22 protein-coding genes are annotated in these 22535 nt (G+C 66.9%); 12 read left to right on the forward strand and 10 right to left on the reverse strand.

Going from position 1 to position 22535, the window contains the following annotated elements:
- Positions 1-26: 26 nt before the first annotated feature.
- Positions 27-878, reverse strand: coding sequence for a LuxR C-terminal-related transcriptional regulator (locus ACWDUA_RS00075; protein ID WP_449748973.1), 852 nt, complete (start codon positions 876-878; stop codon positions 27-29).
- Positions 878-1879 carry a helix-turn-helix domain-containing protein gene (locus ACWDUA_RS00080; protein WP_449748974.1) on the reverse strand — a complete coding sequence of 334 codons (1002 nt, stop codon included), beginning with the start codon at positions 1877-1879 and terminating at the stop codon, positions 878-880. The genes ACWDUA_RS00075 and ACWDUA_RS00080 overlap by 1 nt, the downstream gene beginning before the upstream one ends.
- Positions 1880-2107: 228 nt before the next feature.
- Here ACWDUA_RS00080 and ACWDUA_RS00085 point away from each other — a divergent pair, with 228 nt between their 5' ends.
- From ACWDUA_RS00085 to ACWDUA_RS00100, 4 genes are all read left to right on the forward strand, one after another.
- A complete protein-coding gene (locus ACWDUA_RS00085) occupies positions 2108-3214 on the forward strand; it encodes an NAD(P)-dependent alcohol dehydrogenase (protein WP_449748975.1) in 1107 nt (368 codons plus the stop codon).
- An 86-nt stretch (positions 3215-3300) separates the two neighbouring features.
- Positions 3301-4317 carry a DUF7064 domain-containing protein gene (locus ACWDUA_RS00090; protein WP_449748976.1) on the forward strand — a complete coding sequence of 339 codons (1017 nt, stop codon included), beginning with the start codon at positions 3301-3303 and terminating at the stop codon, positions 4315-4317.
- A gap of 21 nt (positions 4318-4338) precedes the next feature.
- A complete protein-coding gene (locus ACWDUA_RS00095; RefSeq protein ID WP_449748977.1) occupies positions 4339-5541 on the forward strand; it encodes a phosphotransferase family protein in 1203 nt (400 codons plus the stop codon).
- Positions 5542-5543: 2 nt separating this feature from the next.
- Entirely contained in the window at positions 5544-6080 is a 537-nt protein-coding gene (locus ACWDUA_RS00100; RefSeq protein ID WP_449748978.1) for a hypothetical protein, read from the forward strand.
- 7 nt (positions 6081-6087) lie between these two features.
- Here ACWDUA_RS00100 and ACWDUA_RS00105 read toward each other — a convergent pair whose 3' ends face one another.
- The 7 genes from ACWDUA_RS00105 to ACWDUA_RS00135 form a co-directional block, all read right to left on the reverse strand.
- Positions 6088-7461, reverse strand: a complete 1374-nt coding sequence (locus tag ACWDUA_RS00105; RefSeq protein ID WP_449748979.1) for an aminotransferase-like domain-containing protein — start codon at positions 7459-7461, stop codon at positions 6088-6090.
- A 78-nt stretch (positions 7462-7539) separates the two neighbouring features.
- The gene (locus ACWDUA_RS00110) at positions 7540-9183 is read right to left on the reverse strand and encodes an AMP-binding protein (protein WP_449748980.1); all 1644 of its coding nucleotides are present in this window, start codon (positions 9181-9183) and stop codon (positions 7540-7542) included.
- Between the two features lie 204 nt (positions 9184-9387).
- Positions 9388-9723, reverse strand: coding sequence for an acyl-CoA dehydrogenase family protein (locus ACWDUA_RS00115; protein ID WP_449748981.1), 336 nt, complete (start codon positions 9721-9723; stop codon positions 9388-9390).
- A complete protein-coding gene (locus ACWDUA_RS00120) occupies positions 9684-10190 on the reverse strand; it encodes an acyl-CoA dehydrogenase family protein (RefSeq protein ID WP_449748982.1) in 507 nt (168 codons plus the stop codon). Before ACWDUA_RS00120 ends, ACWDUA_RS00115 begins: the two co-directional genes overlap by 40 nt.
- Positions 10079-10549, reverse strand: coding sequence for an acyl-CoA dehydrogenase family protein (locus ACWDUA_RS00125; RefSeq protein ID WP_449748983.1), 471 nt, complete (start codon positions 10547-10549; stop codon positions 10079-10081). Before ACWDUA_RS00125 ends, ACWDUA_RS00120 begins: the two co-directional genes overlap by 112 nt.
- 83 nt (positions 10550-10632) lie before the next feature.
- Positions 10633-11481, reverse strand: a complete 849-nt coding sequence (locus ACWDUA_RS00130; RefSeq protein WP_449748984.1) for a PaaI family thioesterase — start codon at positions 11479-11481, stop codon at positions 10633-10635.
- Between the two features lie 54 nt (positions 11482-11535).
- Positions 11536-12327: an SDR family NAD(P)-dependent oxidoreductase gene (locus ACWDUA_RS00135; protein WP_449748985.1), complete on the reverse strand. Its 792-nt coding sequence runs from the start codon at positions 12325-12327 to the stop codon at positions 11536-11538.
- Positions 12328-12632: 305 nt separating this feature from the next.
- Here ACWDUA_RS00135 and ACWDUA_RS00140 point away from each other — a divergent pair, with 305 nt between their 5' ends.
- From ACWDUA_RS00140 to ACWDUA_RS00160, 5 genes are all read left to right on the forward strand, one after another.
- Positions 12633-13481: a PaaX family transcriptional regulator gene (locus tag ACWDUA_RS00140; RefSeq protein ID WP_449748986.1), complete on the forward strand. Its 849-nt coding sequence runs from the start codon at positions 12633-12635 to the stop codon at positions 13479-13481.
- 207 nt (positions 13482-13688) lie between these two features.
- Positions 13689-14837 (forward strand): 2-hydroxyacyl-CoA dehydratase subunit D, encoded by a 1149-nt coding sequence (locus ACWDUA_RS00145; RefSeq protein WP_449749376.1) that lies wholly within the window; start codon positions 13689-13691, stop codon positions 14835-14837.
- A gap of 14 nt (positions 14838-14851) precedes the next feature.
- Positions 14852-16192 (forward strand): 2-hydroxyacyl-CoA dehydratase subunit D, encoded by a 1341-nt coding sequence (locus ACWDUA_RS00150; RefSeq protein ID WP_053777321.1) that lies wholly within the window; start codon positions 14852-14854, stop codon positions 16190-16192.
- A 2-nt stretch (positions 16193-16194) separates the two neighbouring features.
- Positions 16195-17127: an acyl-CoA dehydratase activase gene (locus ACWDUA_RS00155; protein ID WP_020790130.1), complete on the forward strand. Its 933-nt coding sequence runs from the start codon at positions 16195-16197 to the stop codon at positions 17125-17127.
- Positions 17124-17651 carry a hypothetical protein gene (locus ACWDUA_RS00160; protein ID WP_449748987.1) on the forward strand — a complete coding sequence of 176 codons (528 nt, stop codon included), beginning with the start codon at positions 17124-17126 and terminating at the stop codon, positions 17649-17651. Before ACWDUA_RS00155 ends, ACWDUA_RS00160 begins: the two co-directional genes overlap by 4 nt.
- Positions 17652-17756: 105 nt before the next feature.
- Here the strand turns inward: ACWDUA_RS00160 and ACWDUA_RS00165 are convergent, their stop codons facing one another.
- The gene (locus ACWDUA_RS00165) at positions 17757-19040 is read right to left on the reverse strand and encodes an MFS transporter (RefSeq protein ID WP_449749377.1); all 1284 of its coding nucleotides are present in this window, start codon (positions 19038-19040) and stop codon (positions 17757-17759) included.
- 269 nt (positions 19041-19309) lie between these two features.
- Here ACWDUA_RS00165 and ACWDUA_RS00170 point away from each other — a divergent pair, with 269 nt between their 5' ends.
- Genes ACWDUA_RS00170 through ACWDUA_RS00180 form a run of 3 tightly spaced genes read left to right on the forward strand, consistent with a single transcriptional unit; the run spans position 19310 to position 22175 of the window.
- Positions 19310-20104: an enoyl-CoA hydratase-related protein gene (locus ACWDUA_RS00170; RefSeq protein WP_020790135.1), complete on the forward strand. Its 795-nt coding sequence runs from the start codon at positions 19310-19312 to the stop codon at positions 20102-20104.
- 1 nt (position 20105) lies between these two features.
- Positions 20106-21242: an acyl-CoA dehydrogenase family protein gene (locus ACWDUA_RS00175; RefSeq protein ID WP_449748988.1), complete on the forward strand. Its 1137-nt coding sequence runs from the start codon at positions 20106-20108 to the stop codon at positions 21240-21242.
- 36 nt (positions 21243-21278) lie between these two features.
- Positions 21279-22175 carry an SDR family oxidoreductase gene (locus ACWDUA_RS00180; protein ID WP_449748989.1) on the forward strand — a complete coding sequence of 299 codons (897 nt, stop codon included), beginning with the start codon at positions 21279-21281 and terminating at the stop codon, positions 22173-22175.
- The last annotated feature ends 360 nt before the right edge of the window (positions 22176-22535 follow it).

Here is a 22535-nt window from a genome sequence, read left to right on the forward strand (position 1 = left end):
CAACATCACCCCAACGGAACAGACCGTCAGCACCGCGCCGAACGGGTCACGAACTCGGCCCGGCTGCCCGCACCGCTCTTGCGCAGGATGCTCTTGACATGACTCTTGGCCGTCTCCACCGAGATCACCAGTTCGGCGGCGATCTCGGGGTTCGACAATCCCCGCGACACCAGTGTCGCGACCTCGCGTTCACGCCGGGTCAGGTCGCCGAGCGCGAGACCGGGAGGACGTCCTGCGACCGCAGACCCCGGTCGGCCGTCACAGTTCGACTGAGCTGCTGCATGTTTCACCAGTTCACTCAGTCCCCGCGTCTCGGCATCGTGTTTGGCGACACCGGCCGCGATGGCCTCGATCATCGCGAGGTACCCGGTGAGGGCCGGCGACGGTGCCCGCACGTCCACTGCGATGACGACGGACTCGTCGCCGATCGGGACGACGCCGGCGCAATGGTGCTGTGCGGCGACCATATCGGCGTGACCGCGCTCCACGACGGTGGCGCTCACGGGGTGACGGGTGACGGCACGGACGGCGTCGATCACCGCCTGCCGTCTGGTGATCCGATCACCGGCCCGCAACTGCGAGAACAGTCCGGTGAGCGACCGGAACAGGCGTGCATCGATCTCGTCGAGCACGTCCAGCAAGCACTCGTGAAGGGCCAGGGACCGGATCACCCGCGCGGCCGATGCCGACCGCTGCCCGTCCGGAATCCCGGTGCGCGAACGGTCCTCGTTCATCAGGGCGGCCTCCACGTCGACGAGACCGGACGCCACGTCGGCCCGCAGTTCGATGAGATCGATCCGCGCCGGGTCCTGTTCGGTCACAAGCGCTTTCCCACGGTCGGCCAGGGCTCGCAGCCGCACCGCCAGGACGTCGGCCATCACGGTCGACGTTCCGGCCGGGAGTCGAGGCCCGCCCGGTAGGCGGCGGCGGCACCGGCTCGACTCCGGACACCGAGAGCACGATAGATGTTGCGCACGTGGGTCTTCACGGTTCCCTCCGAGACGCCCAGTTCCCGCGCGATCTGCACATTCGTCGCCCCCTCGCAGAGCAGGCGCATGATCGAATGCTGGCGGACCGTCAGTCCGGGATGGACATCCCGGTCCGATGACGTGGAGGTTCCGGCCGAGCCCAGTTCGGCGCGTCCGGCGAGAACCTCCTCGGCATAGGTGACGACGTCGGCCAGTCGTGTGGCGAGTTCGGCGAGACGACGCCGGCGCGCCATCCGCTCGGCGACCACCGCCATCATCTGCGTGGAGAACGAGACGCGTTCGAGGTCCGCAGCGGTGGCGGGCTCGTCGAATCGGTCGGCGTGGACCATGCCGACCACGGTGCGATCGCAGATCACCGGCGCGACGACGTAACCATGGGAGTCCGACACCGACATCAACGGTTTGTAGGTCATGCTGTGCGTGTGCGGCGAGGTCACCAGATGTGGTGAACACCCGCTGACCGCGAGGCCCTCCACCTGCGCCTGATGCAGATCGATCGGATTGTCGACGAGGTACTCCCGCAGTCTCTGATGGGTGTCCATCAGATCGTGTTCGACGAAAAGACATGCCGGCCACCATCGTCCGTCGTCGACCGTGGAGAACAGCGCGCGCCGGAACCCCAGTGCGGCGGCCACCGGACCGAACATGGTGTCCACCGCGGCATCCGGGGCGCCGACATCGGCCGAGACCAGGTCGCGAACGAGTTCGGCGGTGTCGAGGATGCGATTCACCGACGCGCGGCCGGCCTCGCGGCGCACCGCATCCAGCTGACCGAGGACACGGTCGACGTCTGCGAACTCCGCAGGCTCCACCTGCCCGTCGCGTATCGCACCTGCCACGTCCACCAGGAGACGCTCCGGATCGATACGACCGGGAATCGTGGACCCCATGGTCGTCCTCGACGCCGTCGACCTGGTTCCCGATCGCGCCACCGTTCCCGATCCCGCCACCGTTGTCTCCGACACCATCTGTGCTGCCACCGCCTACCGAAGCCCCGGCCCGACCACCTGTTGTGTTCCACGCCACTCTTCCCTACACTTTGGCCTAACCATTTTCGAATCGCAATGGTTTCCAACATTCTCCTATTGGCCCAGCCAATTCCCGCAAACGAGGTACCCATGCAGATCACCGCAGCCGTGGCACACGGCGCCCACCAGGACTTCGCCATCGAAGAAGTCGAGCTGGCATCCCCGCGCAGCGACGAGCTGGTGGTCGAGATCAGGGGAGTCGGTCTCTGCCACACCGATATCGCCGCCCGTGACGGCGTCTACGGGCTCCCCTATCCGGTTGTCCTCGGTCATGAGGGAAGTGGGATCGTGGTCGAGGTCGGTGACGGCGTGACCTCCGTCGCCGTCGGCGACGCGGTAGCCGTGTCCTTCAGCAGCTGTGGAAGGTGCCGTCCGTGTACCACGGGCAGGCCGGCCTACTGCGCCGAGTTCACCGCGGAGAACTACATCGGGAGCAGACCGGACGGGACGGACACGATGTCGTCCGACGGCGCACCGGTCCACGCCCACTTCTTCGGCCAGTCGTCCTTCGCATCGCATGCGCTGGTCAACGAACGAAACACGGTGAAGGTGGACACCGAGCTCGACATCTCACTCGTCGGACCGCTGGGATGCGGAATCCAGACCGGCGCCGGGGCGATCATGAACTCGATGCGGTGTGCCGCGGATCGTTCCCTCGTCGTACTCGGTGGCGGACCCGTGGGTCTCGCCGCGGTCATGGGCGCCGTCATCCAGGGCTGTACCCCGATCGTCGTCGTCGAGCCGGTGGCATCCCGGCGTGCTCTCGCCACGGAACTGGGAGCCACCCACGTCATCGATCCGATCGGTACGGATCTGACCGCAGCGCTGAGAGCGATCACCCCCGACGGTGTCGACCACATCTTCGACACCACCGGGCGGGTCGATGTCATCGGGGCCGCGATCGACGCCGCCGCGCAGAACGCCACCGTGGGTCTCGTCGGTGTGCCCGCGGATTTCTCGGTCGACCTCCCGGTCAACATCGTCGGTGCCATGCAGAAGGGACTCACCATCTCCGGGATCGTCGAGGGCGACAGCGTCCCACAGACATTCATCCCGGAACTCCTCGCCCATCATGCGGCGGGACGCTTCCCGTTCGACTCCCTCATCACCACGTACCCGTTCTCCAAGATCAACGACGCCATCGCGGCGCAAGAACGTGGCGAGGTGACCAAGCTCGTTCTCGTTCCCGATGCCTGATCCCGATACCTGATCCACGGGTGCCTGATCCACGGGTGCCTCGTCCCCAGCGCCTCGGCCCCGGCGCCGATTCCCGAAAGGCAGCAATGATCCGACCCGAAGACGCCGACCTGCACCCCGTCGATCCCTCGCTGACCACCTGGACCGAGACGATCGGCTTCTGGTTCGCGATTCCCGAGGAGAAGCTCTACGGCAACGTCTACGTTCTGGCCAGACCCAATGTCGGCGCGGCGATCTCCTCCGTCAACGTCGTCACGGGCCTCAACCGTCACCCCTTCACCGTGGATCTCACCGATCCTCAGATGCATTGTCCCTGCCCGGATTCCATGATGTCGTTCGAATTGCAGAGCGGACTGCGTGTCGAGGTGCCCCAGGCCCCCGACCACTACCGGTTCACCTACGAGAACATCGCCGGTTCATGCTCGTTCGACATGACCCTCGACGGCGCGATGCCGGCCTGGGATCCGAACGACCCCGCCGAGAACCCCCTGTTGGAGGCACCCGACGCCGACCACTCCGATCTCGGACTGGGCGACGCCTGGGCGGGAGGCCATCTCGACTTCCTGGGCCGGGTACGCGGAAGCCTGACCCTGCGAGGCCGAACCTACGAGATCGACTCGATGGGTGGCATGGATCGCAGCTGGGGAACCCGCACCGAACTCGGACAGGCCGCGATCGCCTACATCCACATCCCGTTCGACGAGGATCTGGGCATTCATCTGGTCACCGGGATCGAGCTCCGGGGCGGTGACGTCGTCTATGGCCCACTCCGATTCGGCTACATCCACGAGGGCGGGAAGGTGTACGGGATCACCCGGGCATCGGTGTCCGGAAACCAGCAGGGGCTGAGCCCGTTCCAGAACGAGATCACCGTCACCGATTCCACCGGCCGGACCATCACGGTGCGCGGCTCGGCGGTGGCCGCTGCACCCTGGTACACCTTCAGCCCGTCCTATGTGACGTTCCAATCGCTCATGCACTACGAACTCGACGGCCGACATGCCTACGGCCTGCAAGCCGACACCTACGGCATCGAATTCCTCGCCGATCGAACCTCGCGTCACGGCTCCCTGACCGCGCAGGCCTTCGGCCCGGGAATCTGATCCCCGACAACAGGACTGAGAATGACCCGAACACTCTCCGCACCCGACATCTCCACCGCAGCGGTGGCCGAGGTCCGCGACCGCTTCCCCACCGACCCCGCAGCCCAGCGCGCGATCGATCGCAAGTTCACACGCCGTCAGGGGCCGGGCTGGTCCCCGATCGGTCTCGACGAGCTGACCGCGGCGGTGCACGGACTGATCGCCGGGCAGGCCGACGCCGGCACGAATGTCGAGCTCCGCAACTCCCGCTGGCTCACCGGTGGTGCATCGAAGATCCAGATGGCCTTCGACCTCGTCACCGACGAACACCCCGAGCCACGGAAGCTGCTGCTCCGCATGGACCCTCCCGAATCCCTGAACGCGACCATCAAGACGAGTGAGTTCGAGATCCTCCGCGGCGTCGCGGACGCACTCCCCTCCCCGGAAGTGCTCTGGGTCGACGACGAAGCTCGTCATCTTCCCGAACCGGGCCTGATCTGTGGGTTCGTCGGCGGCGTCACCAAGCCGACACTCGCCACCACCGGTCAGGTCAGCGGGCTCGGCACCGACTTCGGCCCGGCACTACGCGCACCGCTCGGAGACCAACTCGTCGCCGGGCTCGCGGCCCTCCACACGATCGATCCGCGTTCGTGGGGATCGGATGCCCTCACCGTTCCCACGGTCGGCACCACCGAACGGGCGGGCTGGCAACTCAACTTCGAGCGTCAGCTCTGGACGCTCGACAGCCTCGACGTCTCCCCGATCATGGAACTCGCGGCCAACTGGCTCGCCCGCAACCTCCCGATCATGGATCGGGTCAGCGTGGTCCACGGCGACTTCCGCAGTGGGAACTTCCTGTTCGACGAGAACACCGCGACGATCACGGCCTGGCTCGATTGGGAGTCGGCACACCTCGGCGACCGCCACTACGATCTCGCCTACTGTGCACAGGACCTCTTCGGCCACTATGACGAGACGGGCGAGACGTTCCTGGTCTCCGGTCTCGTCCCGCGCGAGGAGTTCTTCGAGCGCTACTCCGAGGCATCCGGACTCACCGTCGATCCCGAACGGCTGCGCTGGTATTCGATCTTCTGCGGGTTCTCGGCCACGGTGAAGACACTCGCCACATCCATGCGCATCGCCCAGCTCGGACGGTCGCATCAGGACGTCCTGTTGGCACGGCTCGAGGGGACGGTACCGATCCTGCTCGGCCAGTTGGGACGTCGACTCCAGGAGGTGCTCTGACCATGGACTTCATCACGATCACACTCAATGCCGCGGCCAAGGCGATGGAAGACGCCGTGCTGCCGGCACTGGCGGCCGCCGGAGAACAGCAGGCCCTCGAGCAGGCCCACCTCGTGTGGGATGCGATCACATTCGTACGCGACCGCGTCGATCTCGTCGCGACCCGCCGGCGCACCGAGGCGGCCGCCCTGGTCGAACTCGTGGGCAGGCTCATCGATCTCGATGTGATCGACGACGCGACCACGGCGCATCTGGGCGACGTACGGTCGGCGGCCACCACACGCATCGCAGACCCCGCGACCACCACCGAAGAGTATGGTGCCCTCATCGCGGACCTCGGTGACGAGGTCACCGCCGTGCTGCACACCGCCGACCACCTCGCCCCGGCGGCGCGGGCGGGCGTCGAGCAGACCGTCTTGGATCACGCCCTACGACGTCTCGAACTCGACCGGTCGTGGCTGCTCCCGCTGGGCTTCGACCCGGAGCCCGCGAGTGTTGCCGACCTGGACGTGTTGCTCGCTTCCGTTGGGGCGAAATGATTCCCGATCACGTCGGCGACGAGAGCACCGCGGCCAGCTCATCGGCAGGGTGCCGGATCGGCAGCCTGATGTGGGTGTCGAAACCGCGTACTGCCGAGAAGGCCGGACCCGCGGCGATGCGGATACCCCTCGCCTGCGCGGCCATCGCAAAGTCGATGGCATCGGCATGGATGTCGACCCAGAGTCCGCTGCCCCCTTCGGGGGGCAGCGGAGTCCACTCTGGTCGACACCGCTGCACCACGTCGACGGTTGCCGCGGCGCCCTCGATCAGCGACCGACGGCGTTCCTCGGCGCCGGTGCGGGCCCCGGCCAGCGCCTCTGATGCCACGACCTGATCGAGTACCGACGTCGTGACATCGATCGTCTGTTTGACGTCCGCCACACGGGCGATCATCGTGGGCTCCCCCCTGATCCACCCGATGCGCAGTCCACCCCAGAACAGCTTCGACAGGGTGCCGACCGTGAGGAGCCTGTCGGGTGCGATGTGGCCCGCCAGCCCCGACGTCTGGATCTCCGGGTCATGGATCAGATCGGCGGCACTCCGATCCTCGATCACCAGGAATCCCTGCCGATTCGCCGAGTCCGCCAGGTCGAGCAACATCTCCTCCGCGCGCACCTGCCCGGTCGGGCTGTGCACCGAGGACTGGGCATAGACCAGGGCAGGGCCACGCCGACCTCGCCGGGTGAGCGTGTAGTCCGACCACGGAAGCGCGTCGACGCGAAGATCGCGTCCGCAGCCGGCGAGCGCGGCGAGGATTCCACGGTAGGTCGGATCCTCCACCATGGCCGTGTCCCCGGGCTCGACGAGCGCGAAGACCGTGAGCCACAACGCCTGCTGCGCTCCCGCGGTGATCAGGATCTGCTCCGGCACCGTGGGTGTGCCGCCGGCGGTGAGGTACCGCGCCACCGCGTTCCGCAGTGCGGCAAGCCCAAAGGCACTGTGGCCGTCGGTCTCCAGATATGGCCGCAGAGAACTCGACCGCATCCGGTCGAGGACGTCGACGAACGTGCCGCTGGCGGGCAGGGATTGGGTCGACAGATCGATGACCGCAGACGCCAACCCCGACCCCGTCTCGTCGGGAGGACGCAGCCGGGGCTTGTTCGGCGGGCTCACCGTCGATCCCCGCCCGACCTCTGCGGTGACATATCCGCCGCCGGCGAGGATCTCGTATGCGGTCGTCACCGTTCCGCGGGCAACCTCGAGCTCGGCCGCCAGGACACGCTGCGCGGGAAGGCGCACACCGCTTTTCAGCTCCTCCGATTCCACCAGGTGGGCGATGGTGGTCGCGAGGCCGATACTCAGCGTGCCGTCGTGGGAACGCCACGCGCCGAGCATCGACGACAGCTCGCGGGCAGAGAGTTGTGGACCCGGATCACGCATGGTCCGATCATCGCACAGGGCGAGGCCCGAGCACCGGCACGCGGCGAGGCGACGGGTCTGTCGCCCACCGCGTCCCGGTCACGCCCTGGCGGCCGGCGACTGCCCGCTCGTCACGGCATCGGGAACCAGATCTCCCGATTCGATGTCGGCGCGCACCCGGAACTTCTGGATCTTGCCCGAGGGGGTCATCGGGAACCGATCGGTGAAGAACCACAGGGAGGGCACCTTGTGCGCCGAGATCCGTTCGCGACACCACTCTTTCAGCGCCAGCGGATCCGGCGGGGTGCCGGCGTCGACGGGCCGGATGACCGCGGCGATCTGTTCACCCCAGTACTCGTCCGGCACGCCCACCACCACCACGTCGCCGATGTCCGGGTGACCGAAGAGCAGTTCTTCGATCTCCCGCGGATAGATGTTGACGCCACCACGGATCACCATGTCCTTCAGACGCCCGGTGATCTTCAGGAAGCCCCGGTCGTCCATGGTCGCGAGGTCACCCATGTGCAGCCAGCCCTCGGCATCGACGGTGGCGGCGGTGGCCTCGGTCATGTCGTAGTAGCCGAGCATGTTCTGGTAACCACGGCAACAGATCTCGCCCTGCTCACCCAGCCCCACCACCTCTCCGGTGACCGGGTCCACCAGACGGACCTCGAGTTCCGGCAGCGGTTGCCCGACAGTGGTCGCCTGATCGACCGGGCTGTCACCGACGCGGGTCTGACTGATCACGCCATGCATCTCCGTCTGGCCGAAGAGGATCGAGAAGTCGCAGTTCCACTGGGCGGTGACCCGCCGGACGAGCGCCTCGGGCACTGCCGCCGCGCCCGACAGGACCGTCCGCATACTCGAGAGATCGCGGGTCGCGACGTCCGGGTGATCGAGCAGGGCCAGCAGCATCGTGGGCACCAGGAGACCGTGGGTACCCCGATAGGTCTCATAGGCCTCGAGTACCGCCGCCGGATCGAATCCCGGTAGTACCACGTAGGTTCCGCGTGCGGAGAAGGTTCCCAGCTCGGTGACCGCACCACCCCCGATGTGATACATCGGCATGGCGTTGATGCACACCCCGCCGTCCCCCATGGCCGCGCGCTCGAAGACGAACGTCGCCTCGTTGACGATTCCCTTGTGGTGCAGCAGTGCACCCTTCGGAAATCCGGTGGTGCCGGACGTGTACTGGATCTGGACGGGAGCATTCGCCTCGATGTCGGGCAGGACCGTCGCGGGATCGGCGCGCTCGGCATAGGCCGCCCACTGCGCGTCGGGCACCGAGAGCCGGACCGCGGGCAGCGCGGTGGCCACCTGCTCGACGATCGCCGCGAGGTCGGCCCCGCGATACTCTGCCCGATAGAAGACACCCGACGCCCCCGACTGACCCAAGACGTACTCGAGCTCGTCGGCCCGGTAGGCCGGATTGGCCGCGACGACGATCATGCCCGCCATCGCGATCGCCTGCTGCAGGATCACCCAGTCCGCACTGTTCGGGGCGAAGATCGCGATCCGGTCGCCCGGCGCGAAGTCGGAGAGCAACGCTTTCGCGTAACGCTCGACGTCGGTGACCAGTTCCGCATACGTCCAGCTTCGGCGCGCATCGACGTCGGCGACCGCGTCGACCAGTGCGATCCGGTCCGGATCGGACGCCGCACCCTCTCGGATCAACTGCGGCAGGGTGACGTCCCGGACACCCGAACCGGCGACGGCCGGCCAGGAAGACATGGTGAGTGGCATGGATTCGGCTCCGATCAGCTACGTGAACCGTACCCGGACAGGTTCACGGATGAGTGGCTCGCATCACATAATAAAGGTCGTACCATTCAAATGCAACCGCAATGTCGGGAAAGTACCGTTGCGCCACAACGTATTTCAGATCAACAGCAAAGACGACCGGTACCCGCCCACGACATCGTGGGCGGGTACCGGTCGGCATGCCGTTCACCTGGAGTACGGGATGAAATCCTTGCCGTACGTCTCACGCATGATGATGATCTTCTGGATCTGCGCCGTCCCGTCGGCGATCTCCACCGACATCGCGTCTCGCAACCGCTGCTCGAACGGCAGCTCGCTCGAGTATCCGTAGTTCCCGTGCAGCAGAAGGCAATCCTTGATCGCCGCGGAGGCCGCGACCGGCCCGAACCACTTCGCCATCTCCGCCTCGGCCGTCTGCGGCAGACCCCGGTTCCGATTCTCGAGTGCCGAGTAGCAGATCAGCCGTGCCGCTTCGAGTTTCGTCAGATGCTCGGCCGGCGGGAACGCCCCCCCCCCCCGCACTTCGCGAGCGGAGCACCGAACGCCTCCCGGTGCCGCACGTACTCGGCGGTCTCGTCGACCGACCGTTGCGCGGTCCCGATGCCGGCCAATGCGAGCAACGGCCTGGTGAAGTCGAATCCGTTGAGCACCTTGGAGAATGCACGACCTTCGGGACCCACCCGGTTGACGTCGGGTACGACGGCGTCCTCGAGGTGCAGTATGCCGCGGCTCAGCGGGCGCCACCCGGTGTCGGCGACCTCCGAGGTGGCGATCCCCGCGGCGTCGAGCGGGACGAGGAAGGTCGACACACCCACATCGGAACCGTCGCGCACGGTCCTGGCCGCGAGCAGGATCGCCTCGGAATTCGGGAGCATGGTCACCGAGGTCTTCTCACCGGTGATGCGGTACCCGCCGTCGACCCGGGTCGCCGTCGTCCCAATCCGTGCGGCATCCGAACCCACTTCCGGCTCGGTGAGCCCGAACGCCACAGAGGTCTCCCCCGCGACGAGACGTGGTAGCCAGGTGTCCTGCACTCCGGTTCGGCATGTGCGGCCGGCAGCGAACTCATCAGCATCACCGGGATCACCGCGTTGGCCATGGTGACGTCCGCCGCGGCCGGCTCCTCGATCACGAGGCCGACGGTGACGTGGTCCTCGGTCCCGAGCGCGTTGTACTTCTCACCGGCGAGCAGCCCGAGGGCACCGAGTTCGGCGATGCCGCGATGCAGTTCCCAGAGGAAGTCGCTGCTCTTGGCCCGCGCGAGGTAGCCGTCGGCGAGGCGGCGGTCGGCGAAGTCGTGGACGGCCTCGCGGATGTTGTCCTGTTCGGGTGTGAGCAATGGTGGCATCTGTGCGTCCTCTCGGGTCGAGCAGCGTTGGGGCAGGTGGTCGGGGCCGTCCACGTCCAGGGTCGGCCGGGCGGAGGTGGCCGTCAGGGGCGGCGGTAGGCGATCGAGGCGCGGGTGCACACCTTGCCGTCGGGGCGGACGGAGTCGACGGTGACCAGTGCCGAGTTGCGCCCGATGTGCACCACGTCGGTGACGAAGCCCAGCGTCGATCCCGCCGGTCCCGGGCGGAGGTAGGTGATGTGCAGCGACGCCGTGACCAGGCCCGGCACCCGCGCCGACACCGCGGATGCCCCGGCCACGTCCGAGGCGTAGATCGCGATGCCGCCGTGCAGCGACCCGCCCGGATTCACCAGCGGGTCGACGACGTCGAGTTCCACCGTCCCGTCCGACCGTCGGAGTCCGAGGCGCTCCGACAACGGCCGGCCGGAACCGGCGGGTGCGCCCTCGCCCCGCACCGTGCGCAGCTGCGGGGACGCCGTACTGAACTCGATGCGTTCGACGACTGCGGCGACCATGCCGCCGTTTCCGTCCGTGACGGTTCCCGTGGCGCTCGCACTGGTGGACCCGTGGTGAACGCACCGGCCTCGCGCGACGAGCCGCGTGCCGGCGGCGGAGGGGAAGCCACCGCAGAAGGTGATCGTGAGATCGGTGGTCACCGCCCAGCCGCCCGCCGGCCGGTGGGCGACCGCGGCGCTGCCGATCGCGGTGTCGACGAGGACCCCCAGTACGCCCGGGGTGACGTCGTCCGGCCCGATCATCGAGGCGTCCAGCGTCATCTCGCCGACCGTGGCCAGGCTCGTGCCCACCACACCGGCCACACCGAAGACCTGTTCCGGCGGTCCGTGGATGTAGCTGATCGGCATCGACGCCGTCTCCGCCGTCGTCACCCCGCCGGATTCACCATCCGATCGGGAAGTGCTGTCGACCAACATGTTCCGACCTCCATCGAGGGTGTGGTCCGGCGGGGCGAGGACATATGGTGCGGATCAGAAGGCCGAGATCCCACCGTTGACGCTGATGGACTGCCCGGTGAGACGTGCGGCCCCCGGGCCGGCGAGGAAGACGATCAGCGAGGCGAGGTCGTCGGGCTCGGCGACTCCCAGATGCGCCTGGGTGGCCGCCTTTTCGAACAGCGACCGGCTGAAACCGTCACTGAGGACATGGGCGGCGGTGCGGGTGCCGTTGATCAGCGACGGCGTCACCGCATTGACCCGCACACCATTTCGCTTGGCCTCGATCGCCGCGACACGGGAGAACATCACGATCGCCGCCATCGCCGCCCCCAGGACGCTCTCCCCGGGTGTCGGCACCTTCGCCGCGTCGGAGGCGATGTTGACGATGCTCCCGCCCCCCTGCTCCTGCATGAGCGGGAGCGCGGCGCGGGTGAACAGCATCGGGGGCAGTGCCTGTCCGGTCAGGATGCCGGAGAAGTCCGCGGCCGGTGTCCGGTGCAGCAGTTCGGGGCGATAGGCGGTGGTCGTGGAGTTGACGCAGATGTCGAGCGACCCCAGCTCACGGTGAGCGGTGGACACGACGCGTTCCACCTCGGACTCGTCGGTGGCATCGGCGGAGATGAAGTGGACGTCCGCATCGGGATGGTGCTCACGCACGGCCTGACGCGCGGCGTCGCCACGTTCCTTGTCGCGGCCGACCAGCACCATTCGCCGGACACCGGCCTCGGCGAGGCCGAGCGCGGTCGCGAGCCCCACACCGGAGGTCCCGCCGACGATGAGTGCACCGGAGTCCGCGTAGGTCCGGACCAGGGGAGATTCTGACACGACTTCACCTCTCGAAGACGAACACCGACGTGTCCGACGACCCGGGACCGGGTCACGCCGCACCGTGGTGACGAAGGGCTGTGCGCGCCGCCCCGACGTCGTCGAGGGGTATCCGCGCCTTGGTTAACGTTCTACACTATGGATGCGGATCTATCCAGAGATGTATCAAAAAGGACGGGGCCCGACCCGCCTCACCCCGGAGGTTTCCGATGACCCCACCCGCGCAGACCACCACGACGCCGACCGCGCCGCGCCGAGGCCGGCCGCTCCCGTCGACTCCGTCGGGCCGATCCCCGCTGACTACGATGTCGCTCATGACCGATCAGTGCGACGAGATCCTGGAAGGCACCACGACCTCCATCAAGAGCGCCCGATCGGCACTGATCTCCATCCTCGGCGAGCTCGTCGCCCCCTACCGCAGGCCGGTACGGACCGCCGCACTGCTCTATGCGCTCACCGGCGTGGGGTTCGGCGAGTCGGCGAGCCGGCAGGCGATCTCCCGGGCGGGTGCATCCGGCCTGATCGCCCCCGAGCGGGACGGCCGCGAGACGAAGTGGGCGGTCACCGAGCGGTCATACGAGTTGTTCCGCGAGGGCACCACGCGCGTGTTCCCGGACACCTCCGCGCAGCGCTGGGACGGCAACTGGCTCGTCCTGATCGTCCCGATCCCCGAATCACAGCGGGCCACCCGCAAGAAGCTCTACGCCGCCCTCCGATGGGCGGGCTTCGGCAACCCCAGTGCCGGGATCTGGGTGTCGCCGCATGCCGACCGCCTGTCCGAGGCCCAGTCCGCCATCGAATCCCTTGACCTGCAATCCAATACGATCTCGTTCATCGGATCGCCCACGACGGTCGGCATCTCCGAGTCCGAGATCGTGCAGCGGTCCTGGGATCTGGACAAGGTGTCGAGCGCCTACGAGTCCCTCCGCGCACGGTTCGACAACAACGACCATCTCACCGGCAAGGCCGCACTGGTCGCGCACATCGAGCTGATCGACGCACTGCGCCACACCCCCTACATGGATCCCCAACTACCGCAGGAGCTCCTGCCCGACTGGCCCGGCCTCACCGTGATCCGGCGGTTACAGGAGCTGCGCACCGAACGCGCCCCCGCCGCGCATGCCCACTGGCTGGAGATCGCCCGGCCGGACTGACGACCGGACGATACCGAGAGGTATCGACACCCGGCCACCCCGTCATCCCCGACCGCCCACAGATCCGCCTCGACGTTTTACACATCTAGACATGATCTAGCATGAAATGTATCGTTTCAGGTGACGCCCGATGAGCTCGACTCGTCCACAGCCACCGCGTCTCATCTCAGCCAAAGGAACATCGTGAGCCAACTCCACGCACCCTCCATGGCCCTCCTGAAGTCGGCCGCCGACGATCCCGCCGCCTACGTGCAACGATGGAAGTCCGCGCACGGGCGTCCCGCGATCGGGACGTTCCCGATGAACTTCCCCGTCGAACTCGTCCACGCGGCGAACGCCCATCCGGTGATCATCCAGGAGAGCCGCACACCCATCACCGAGGGACGCAGCCTGCTCGCCGAGTTCTACTGCGGTTACACCCGCAGCGTCGCCGACCAGATCGCCATCGGTGAACTCGACGGCATCGACGCCTTCGTCGCCGCCGACCACTGCGTCCAGCTGCTCGGGGCCGTCGACGTCATCCGTTACAAGCGTCCGGACACCCCGGTGCACTTCGCCCAGTTCACCAGCGCCATGGACGGCGCACTGACCAGACCACGGGTGGAGAACCGGATCTCGGAGCTGACCGCCGAGATCGAACAGGTCACCGGCACCGCGGTCACACCCGAGCGGATCACCGCGAGCATCCGGGCCTACAACGGCAACCGGCAACTCCTCCGGGAGTTCTACGCGCTGCGCAAGTCGGGCCGGGCACGCATCACCGCGAGCCAGATGCAGCTGCTGGTCAAGTCGTCGATGGTGATGGACATCGACGAGCACACCGCGATCCTGCGGACGATCCTCGCCGACCTCCGGGTAGAGCAGGATGTACCGGCCGACGTGGTCCGAATCCACCTGTCGGGCCACTTCTGTCATGCCCCTCGACCCGAGATCCTCGACGCCATAGAGGATTCCGGGGCGATCGTCGTCGACGACGACCTCTACACCGGCTACCGCTACATCTCCACCGACGTGCCTGAGACCGACGATCCGCTCGCCGCGCTCACCACGTGGTATCTGGACCGCAATGTCAACGCACCCTGCCCGACCCGGGTGACCAGCGACGTCGACTGGGACACCTACCTTCTCGACTCGGTCGCCGAGAGCGGCGCCAACGGTGTGGTGGTCCTGATGGCCAAGTTCTGCGAACCGCACATGCTGTACTACCCCGAGCTGCGCAAGGCCCTCGACGCCCACGGTATCCCGTTGCTGCTCATCGAGACCGAGCACGAGGGCCTGCCCCTCGAGAAACTGCGCACGCAGCTCGAGACCTTCGTCGAACGAATCCGCCGCCGTCCGGCCCCGATCGCGGTCTGAACCCAGGAGACATCATGACCAGTGAACTCTTCCAGAAGAACAAGACCAACAAGCTCGCCAGCACCCGCGTCGGCGGAAAGATGACCGCCGACTACTGGGAGAACATCTTCACCGCGAAGGAACGCGGCAAGCATGTCGTCTGGTACAACGGCGCCGCCATGAACCCGCTGTTCCAGGCCGCGGGCCTCGAATGGTGCCACGGTGAGGCATTCGCCGCCCGCCTCGCCGCACAGCACCTGGAGGAACCCGCACAGCTGGCCGGCGCGGAGTACGGCTACATCGGCGAATTGTGCTCCTACGCAAGGACCCACCTCGGCTGTGCGGTCCTGACCCAGCAGAATCTCACCGAGAGCGAGACCGGTGTGGTCGGCATGCTCGACCAGCAGGAGCTGGCCGCCAAGCTGCCCGCACCCGACTTCTTCGTCAACGGCTATGCCGGCTGCAGTACCGGCCAGCAGTGGGATGCGATGACCTACCGGGTCTTCGACCGTCAGCTCCCGGTCTTCAACGTCTCACTCCCGATGCTGTGGGGCAACAAGCCCGACGCCGGCTACATGCGGGGCGAGGAATGGGAGGAGGTCAGCGACTACGCCGAGGGCCAGCTGCGTGAACTCGTCGCCTTCCTCGAGCACCAGACCGGGCGGCCGTTCGACTGGGATGTGTTGAGCGAGAGCATGTCCTACATCAAGAAGGCATCCGAGCTGCGCCTGGAGGGAATGGCCCTGTGCACCCAGGCACCCACCCCCGCCACTTACTGGGACTGGGTCGCCAGCATCGCCCCGATCAACTTCCTGCCCGGAAACCAGGCACTCGTCGACTACTTCGCCGGGGTGAAGGCCGAGATCGAGCAGCGCCTGGTCGACGGTGTCCCGGCGATCGCCGACGAGCGATACCGCGTCTACTTCGACGGGATCATGAACTGGAACAAGCTCGGCTTCCTCACCAAGAAGTTCGCCGAGTACGACGTGGCCGTGGTCGCCGGACGCTACACCCACGAATCCTTCTGGCAGGAACCGCAACTCATCGACGTCGACAACCCCCTGCGCGGAATGGCCCAGCACTATCTGCTGTGCCCGCTCAATCACGGGTTGAAGAACCTGCAGGAGCTGCTGATCCGGCGTCTCGACGAGTACGCGATCGACGGGATCGCCTTCCATTCCACCCGAACCTGCCGGGCCATGACCAACCCGCAGACCATGCTGGCCAAGACCGCCGAGCGCGAGCGGGGCGTCAAGTCCTTCTTCTTCGAGGGTGACGTCGCCGACGCGTCGTTCTACAACGACGAGCTCTTCGACAGCCGGCTCGAGGCGATGCTGGAGGCCATCGACGTCCAGCGAACGAAGATGCTGGTCTGACGATGTCCTGGTATGTGATGGGAGTCGACCTCGGGTCGACGACAGCGAAGGCCGTCATCGTCGACGACGCCGGTGAGATCGCCGGGTCGGCCGTCGTGCAGATGGGTGCGGTGAGCCGCGATGCGGTGGCCGTGGCGATGGACCGCGCCCGCGCCGATGCCGGCGTCGACGCCTCGGAGATCCGACGGATCGTCAGCACCGGCTACGGGCGCAAACTCGTACCCGGTGCCGACCGGTCCTTCACCGAGATCACCTGCCATGCACGGGGGGCCGCGGCCATGCATCCCGGCGTCAGGCTCGTGATCGACATCGGCGGCCAGGACAGCAAGGCGATCACCGTCGGCGACGACGGCCTCGTCGAACGGTTCGCGATGAACGACCGGTGCGCCAGCGGCACCGGCCGGTTCTTCGATGTGCTCGCGCGTGCGCTCGAGGTGGACATCGACCAGATCGCCGATCTCGCGCTGTCGGGAACCGAGGGCCTCGAGGTGAGCAGTATGTGTGCGACCTTCGCCGAGACCGAGGTGATCTCCATGCTGGCGCAGGGACTCGACAAGGCCGACATCGCCGCGTCGGTGCACAAGGCGGTCGCGGCACGGACATTGGGCCTCGTGGCGCAGGTCGGCAAGGACACCCCGACGGTGATGACCGGCGGGGTCGCCCAGAACGCCGCCGCACGCCACTACATCGAGAAGGCCCTGCGTCATCCGGTGCAGATCCTGACGCAACCGCAGATCGCCGGGGCGTACGGGGCCGGGCTGCTCGCACGCGACGAACACCTGGGTGCGATCGCGCGGACCGAACCCCAGGACACCGCCACGAGACGCTTTCTCGCCGAACGCAAGACCGAGGCGGCTCCGCGCTGCCAGGGCTGTGACGGTTCACTCGACCACCACCACGAACCGGTGCCCTTGACCCTGGAACCGCGACCATGAGCTCGTCGTCGGCACCCGGTGGCGGACTGACCGACTCGACCGTCTTCGTCGTCGGTGGCGACACCGCGGTGGGCCGGCTGGTGGCGCTGCACCTGGTTCGCGCGGGCTCGCAGCGAATCGGCATCATCGGATCGGACGCCGCCGAGACCGAGAACACCGCACGCGCGGTCTTCGGCGCCGCGTCGGGCATGTGGTCGGTAGCCGCCTCGGGCGAGATGTCCGCACCGGCCGAGGCGCAACGGATGGTGGCCGAGCTGTCCGCCGCGTTGGGTGACCCCGACATCGTGGTGTCCTGTAGCGGCGGACCCGAGCTCGTCAGTGACATCGCCGGACACACGATGGTCGAACTCGGGGCGGGGACGGTGATCCGATTGGACTCGGCCGCAAGCCGTCCCGGCCCGACCGGCGGACCCGAGCACGTACGGTTGCGCACCGTGGACGGATCGGCCGACCGCACACCCGAACAGATCGCCGCAGCCGTGGTGGCGGCCGCGACCGACACCGTTGTCCCCGAACAGAACTGAGCCCTGGCCGGCATCCGATGATGCCGGCCAGGCCTCGCCACGGTGTCCTGTCAGCTCGGTCCCGTCGGTTCGTCCCGTCAGCTCGGTCCCGTCGGCTCGGCCCCGTCAGCTCGTCATCGCGGCCTGTTCGGCCGGTGATTCGGAGTCCACCGAGATCTCCTGGTGGTCGAGGGAGTAGCGATAGGAGCCCATCGCGAGCAGGCAGACGATGGCCACGACGACCATCGCGACGATGGGGACGATGCTCGCGGTGTACGACCCGGTGATCGTGTACACCTGCCCGAGCAGGAAGACACCGGCCGCCGAGCCCATCGCGAACAGGAAGTACACACAACCCAACACCCGGCTGTACGAGTGCTTCGGGAAGTACCGGCTCGTCATGTACGCCGCGACGTCGCCTTCCGCGCCGAGTGCGAGACCGATGAGCACCGCCCCGAGGAACAGTGCCGGACTCGAGGTCGACGAGATGAGCAGGATGACGCCGACCGCACACAGCGCGAAGATGACGGCGCCGACGAACGATGCGAAGATCCGGTCGAGGAGGTATCCGACGCCGAGTCGGGCGGCGATGGACGAGAGGCTCAGCACCGACAGCAATGTCACCGCCAGCGTCTTGTCGATCCCCTTGTCGGTGGTCATCGGGACCACCTGCGACATCAACCCGAACGTTGCCGACGAGACCAGGAAGATCGCCGCGCACAGCAGCCAGAACTGTCGGGACGTGCGGGCGATGCGCCACAGCGACTCACCGGCCGTACGGCCTTCTGATCGTGCCGCGACACGTTCGCGCTCGTAGTCTGCGGGCATCTTGGTCACGAAGGCGTACACCGCGGTCGGGATGGCCGTGCACAGTGCACCGATCACCAGAAATGTCCCGCGCCAATCGATCAGCCCCACCAGCCAGTTGGCCAGGTAGGGCATCAGCACGCCGCAGGCACCGCTGCCGGCCATCAGCAGCCCCAGTGCGAGCCCACGCCGGTCGACGAACCAGGCGCTCACCACCGTGGCATGTGCGACCGGGTTGACCGCACCCGCACTCGCCCCGATCAGCACACACAGGGCGTAGAAGGCGATCTGGCTGTTGGGGATCACGGCCATCAGCATCAGACCGATGCCGAAGCCGAGGGTCATCGGCAGCGTCGGGATTCGCGGTCCGTACCGGTCGACGAGCACGCCGAGGACGATGATGCTGATGCCGACGAAGACGGTCTCGATCGAGAATCCGTTGGTGATCACATCACGGCTCCACCCGAACTCTTCGGTCATGGGTTTCCCCAGGATGTTGAAGAGCACGTTCACCGTGGCGGTGCCGAACAGTAGGGTCAAGAATCCCGTTGCCACATACCACCATCGATTGAGATGGCCGGTGTGTGCGGGCGTCGTGGTCATGGTCAATGCGAACTCCCCTGCGGTCTGGGTGTCGTCCAAGAGGTCCGGTCCAGGTGTGCCGGACGTCACACACTGAAACATATGGACCGACCAAAAGTAAATATCGGACCTAGTGCACATTCATCCCGCGTCACACGCCGACGACCCGACGTCGCCGACGGCCACTCTTGCGCCCCGCAAGGTTCCGCGGTTAGTGTGGCGTAAATGGTCAGTCCATATACGCGACGGGCCGTCACCCCATCTACACAGCGAGAGGACACCGAAGTCTGATGAGCGAATTCACCGACATCACCTACGAGGTCGACAACGGGCTGGCATGGATCACCATCAACCGCCCGGAGCGCTACAACGCGTTCCGCGCGCAGACCGTCGACGAGCTGATCCTCGCCTTCAAGCGCGCCTGGGCCAGCTCCGACGTGGGCGTCGTCGCCCTCACCGGCGCCGGCGACAAGGCATTCTGTGCCGGTGGCGACCAGAAGCAGCGCGCCGAGACCGGCGACTACGGCCCCTCCCAGAGCGGCCTGTTCGAGGTCGAGTCGCTGCACCGCGTGATCCGCGACAACCCGAAGCCCGTGATCGCGGCCGTCAACGGCCTGGCCATCGGCGGCGGCCACGTCCTGCACGTCCTGTGTGACCTCACCATCGCCGCCGACACCGCCCAGTTCGGGCAGAACGGCCCGCGCGTCGGTTCCTTCGACGCCGGACTCGGCTCGGGCTACCTGGCACGCGTCGTCGGTGAGAAGCGCGCACGCGAGATCTGGTTCATGCTGCGCCGCCTGTCGGCCGAGGAGGCACTCGACTGGGGTCTGGTCAACAAGGTGGTCCCGGCCGCCGAACTCCGCAACGAGGTGCGCGCCTGGGCCGACCAGATGCTGGACTTCTCCCCCACCGCACTCAAGGTGCTCAAGCAGTCGCTCAACACCGACACCGAGCACTTCGTCAGCGTGGGACAGATGGCGTACTCCACCCTCGAGATCTTCGGCGAGACCCCCGAGGCCCGCGAGGGCATCACCGCCTTCAACGAGAAGCGCAAGCCCGACTTCACCCCCTACCGGGGCAAGTAGCGTGCAGTTCTCCACAGAACAGCGTGAGTTCGCGGCGGCAGTGTCGGACTACTGCCGCCGCGAACTGGCCACCGTCGCCCAGCGCGATGCGGTGACCGACGGCGGGACCCTGGCCAACAGTCCGACGGTGCTGGCCGACATGGCCCGCAACGGTTGGCTGGGGGTGTCGCTGCCGGAACAGTTCGGCGGCGGCGGTGCGGGATTCGTCGACGAGTGCATCTTCCTGGAGGAGTCCACCCGTGGACTGGCCCCGATCACCGCCTACTCCACCGGCCTGACCGCCGCACAGACCTATCTGCGGTGGGGCACCGACGACCAGAAGAAGACCGTCGTCACCAACCTGGTGGCCGGCAGGCTCGAGGCGATCGCACTCAGCGAACCCGGCGCGGGATCGGATCTGGCCGGACTCCGGGTGAGTGCCCATCGCGACGGCAGCCGCTACGTACTCAACGGCCAGAAGACCTGGATCTCGGCCGCTCATGTGGCCGAACACATCCTGGTGCTGGCACGCGAAGACTCCAGCGGCACCAAACATCAGGGTATGACCCTGCTGATGGTGCCCACCTCGACCCCGGGGCTGACCATCCGCGGCATCGAGACGATGGAACCGCGGACCTGTAACGACGTGTTCTTCACCGACGTCGTGGTCCCGGATTCGGCGGTTGTCGGCACCCCGTGTCAGGCGTGGAAGCAGCTCATGCGTGGACTCTCGATCGAGCGGATGATCATCTCCGCCATGAGTATCGGTGGTGCACGACGCGCGCTCGACGACGTCATCGCCTATGCGGGAGAACGCGAGCAGTTCGGCCGGCCCATCTCGTCGTTCCAGGCCCTGCGTCACCGGATCGCCGACCTTGCCACCGACATCGAGATGGCACGGGTGTTCGTCTACGACGTCGCCGCCAAGATCGATGCCGGCCTCGAGGACGATCTCGCCCGTGAAAGCGCCATGGCGAAGATGCGCTGCACCGAGATCGCCAAGAACACCGCACTCGAGGCGATGCAGATGATGGGCGGCTACGGCTACGCCCGCGAATACGGCATGGAGGGCCAGGTCCGCCGCGCCCTGGCTCCGCCGATCTACGGTGGCACCAACGAGATCCAACGCGAGATCATCGCGAAGAACATCGGCCTGTAGGCAATCTGCCGGCCCCGACCATCGACGAGGTGTCCGATGAGCGAAACCCCCTTCTCCTCAAAACTGCTGTCCGGCAAACGCATTCTCATCACCGGCGGCGGTACCGGCCTCGGTCGCGGAGTTGCACGCCACCTGGTGGAACACGGCGCCGAGGTCCATTTATGGGGCCGGCGTGAGGCGGTCCTCGCCGAGGCCGCGGCCGAGGCTTCCGAACCGCGTCCCGGATCGGTGCACTACCACACCGTCGACGTTCGCGACTACGAGAACGTCGACGCCACCATGGGTGCCATCTGGTCCGAGCACGGCCCGCTGACCGGCGTGATCAACAACGCCGCGGCCAACTTCATCGCGCAGACCAAGGATCTCAGTCCGCGCGCCTTCCAGGCGATCACGAGCACCGTGATGAACGGCTCCTTCCACACCGCACATGCCGCGGGTAAGCGGTGGATCGCCGACGAACTCCCCGGGTCCATCCTGTCCACCCTCACCACCTGGGTGTGGACGGGGTCGGCCTTCGTCGTCCCGTCGGCGATGGCCAAGGCCGCGGTGCACTCCATGACCATGTCCCTGGCCGTCGAGTGGGCCAAGTACAACATCCGGGTCAATGCCGTTGCCCCCGGACCGATCCCCACCGACTACGCCTGGGAGATGCTCAACCCCACCGACAAGAGTTCGGTGGGCGCCACGCAGACCGATCAGATCCCCGCCGGCCGGGCCGGGACGATCGACGAGCTCGCGAACCTCACCATGTTCCTCCTGTCGGATGCCTGTGACTACCTCACCGGCCAGACCATCGCCATGGACGGCGGCCAGATGCTCGCCGGTCCAGGAACCTTCGCCGGCCTGACGAGCCTCTCCGACGCCGACTGGCAGAAGATCAAGGAGACCAGCAAGGCCGCTTCGGAATCGAGCAAGGCCCAACGAAGCGTCTGACACCCACAACACCGAAATGGCCGCTGTCGTCGACAGCGGCCATTCTCGTGTCCACACGACTCGTCAACGGCCCACGGATGATTGAGACGAGCTACCTGTTGATGATTGCGAGGGACTACCTGTTGAGGATTGAGCCGGGCTACCTGTTGAGGATTGAGCCGGGACCGAGCGAAGCGAGGACCCCCGAACGATGATTGAGCCGGGACCGAGCGAAGCGAGGACCCGAGTCGAAATCTCCCCAGCGCGGGCTAGGTGGTGACCACCTCCAGGGTGGTCACGCCGGCGAGCTCGGCCGACAGAGGTTTCGACACGCCTCGTCGCTACGCTCCTCATCGGCTCAACCACCAACAGCCTCTTGCT

The sequence above is a fragment of the Gordonia sp. NPDC003376 genome (assembly GCF_053589235.1).

Excerpts from the sequence above, each read along its gene's own strand:
- ACWDUA_RS00080 (WP_449748974.1), bottom strand. The coding sequence starts at position 1,879 with ATGGGGTCCACGATTCCCGGTCGTATCGATCCGGAGCGTCTCCTGGTG.
- ACWDUA_RS00130 (WP_449748984.1), bottom strand. The coding sequence starts at position 11,481 with ATGTTGGTCGACAGCACTTCCCGATCGGATGGTGAATCCGGCGGGGTG.
- ACWDUA_RS00125 (WP_449748983.1), bottom strand. The coding sequence starts at position 10,549 with ATGCCACCATTGCTCACACCCGAACAGGACAACATCCGCGAGGCCGTC.
- ACWDUA_RS00155 (WP_020790130.1), top strand. The coding sequence starts at position 16,195 with ATGTCCTGGTATGTGATGGGAGTCGACCTCGGGTCGACGACAGCGAAG.
- ACWDUA_RS00180 (WP_449748989.1), top strand. The coding sequence starts at position 21,279 with ATGAGCGAAACCCCCTTCTCCTCAAAACTGCTGTCCGGCAAACGCATT.
- ACWDUA_RS00140 (WP_449748986.1), top strand. The coding sequence starts at position 12,633 with ATGTCGCTCATGACCGATCAGTGCGACGAGATCCTGGAAGGCACCACG.
- ACWDUA_RS00150 (WP_053777321.1), top strand. The coding sequence starts at position 14,852 with ATGACCAGTGAACTCTTCCAGAAGAACAAGACCAACAAGCTCGCCAGC.
- ACWDUA_RS00105 (WP_449748979.1), bottom strand. The coding sequence starts at position 7,461 with ATGCGTGATCCGGGTCCACAACTCTCTGCCCGCGAGCTGTCGTCGATG.
- ACWDUA_RS00085 (WP_449748975.1), top strand. The coding sequence starts at position 2,108 with ATGCAGATCACCGCAGCCGTGGCACACGGCGCCCACCAGGACTTCGCC.
- ACWDUA_RS00095 (WP_449748977.1), top strand. The coding sequence starts at position 4,339 with ATGACCCGAACACTCTCCGCACCCGACATCTCCACCGCAGCGGTGGCC.
- ACWDUA_RS00075 (WP_449748973.1), bottom strand. The coding sequence starts at position 878 with ATGGCCGACGTCCTGGCGGTGCGGCTGCGAGCCCTGGCCGACCGTGGG.
- ACWDUA_RS00145 (WP_449749376.1), top strand. The coding sequence starts at position 13,689 with ATGGCCCTCCTGAAGTCGGCCGCCGACGATCCCGCCGCCTACGTGCAA.
- ACWDUA_RS00160 (WP_449748987.1), top strand. The coding sequence starts at position 17,124 with ATGAGCTCGTCGTCGGCACCCGGTGGCGGACTGACCGACTCGACCGTC.
- ACWDUA_RS00090 (WP_449748976.1), top strand. The coding sequence starts at position 3,301 with ATGATCCGACCCGAAGACGCCGACCTGCACCCCGTCGATCCCTCGCTG.
- ACWDUA_RS00100 (WP_449748978.1), top strand. The coding sequence starts at position 5,544 with ATGGACTTCATCACGATCACACTCAATGCCGCGGCCAAGGCGATGGAA.
- ACWDUA_RS00110 (WP_449748980.1), bottom strand. The coding sequence starts at position 9,183 with ATGCCACTCACCATGTCTTCCTGGCCGGCCGTCGCCGGTTCGGGTGTC.
- ACWDUA_RS00170 (WP_020790135.1), top strand. The coding sequence starts at position 19,310 with ATGAGCGAATTCACCGACATCACCTACGAGGTCGACAACGGGCTGGCA.
- ACWDUA_RS00165 (WP_449749377.1), bottom strand. The coding sequence starts at position 19,040 with ATGACCACGACGCCCGCACACACCGGCCATCTCAATCGATGGTGGTAT.